General features: G+C 36.1%; 1 protein-coding gene and 1 tRNA gene. Both read right to left on the minus strand.

All coding sequences use genetic code 11. The annotated features are described in order from the left end of the window. Nucleotides 1–145 precede the first annotated feature (145 nt). Nucleotides 146–217: transfer RNA gene (locus tag D8845_RS10140), tRNA-Glu, on the minus strand. A 92-nt stretch (nt 218–309) separates the two neighbouring features. Continuing rightward, the coding region (locus D8845_RS10145) for a sigma-70 family RNA polymerase sigma factor (RefSeq protein ID WP_125453334.1) at nt 310–767 on the minus strand (458 nt) is incomplete at its 5' end.

The raw sequence follows: 767 nt of genomic DNA on the forward strand, positions 1-767 counted from the left end.
TCTTGTTCAGTTTTCAAAGGTCTTTGTCACTTGCTTCTCTCAAGCGACAACTATATTAGTATATCACAGTCGCTTTCGCTTGTCAACACTTTTTTGAAACTTTTTTAAAACTTTTTTCATCAAGTGTCTCAACCGCAACATACCATAGTCCGTACGGGATTCGAACCCGTGTTACCGCCGTGAAAAGGCGGTGTCTTAACCCCTTGACCAACGGACCAGAGCTGTTATTTTCAACTCTTACTATTATACAGACTTTTTCTGACTTGTCAACACCTTTTTTTATCTTTTTATGTTTTTTTGTATGACTTCCTATTGAGTACGGATATCAAACTCTTTAAACACAATACGTAAGTCTCTTAATACTCTTTGACGACCTCGGAAGCGTTCATTTCTTAAGACGCGTTCTAACTCTTCTTGTTTTTCTTTACTTTGTTTGCTTCTATAATCTCTTAGTGTCTCATGAAATAGATAATAATCATCTAGACACAGACCTCCCTCACTGATACGATGACTAAGCTCACCTACTTCTTCATAGGGTTCTTTATCATATCTTCGTTTTTGACTTTCTTGCTTACGGATATAGTCTAGAATTCGATTCCGGAACTTAGTCTTAAAATATCTCCTTAAACGAGGAATATCTTCTATTATTCCTTCTTCTCTACTAATCAATTCATGTAAGCAAATCATCCCCTCTTGATCCCAATCAGATAACTCCCATAAATGAAGATGATATTCATTTCTACACTTATATACAATCCCCTGGACTT

It is taken from the genome of Streptococcus mitis, assembly GCF_003942865.1.
Classification (GTDB): Bacteria; Bacillota; Bacilli; order Lactobacillales; family Streptococcaceae; genus Streptococcus; species Streptococcus mitis_BI.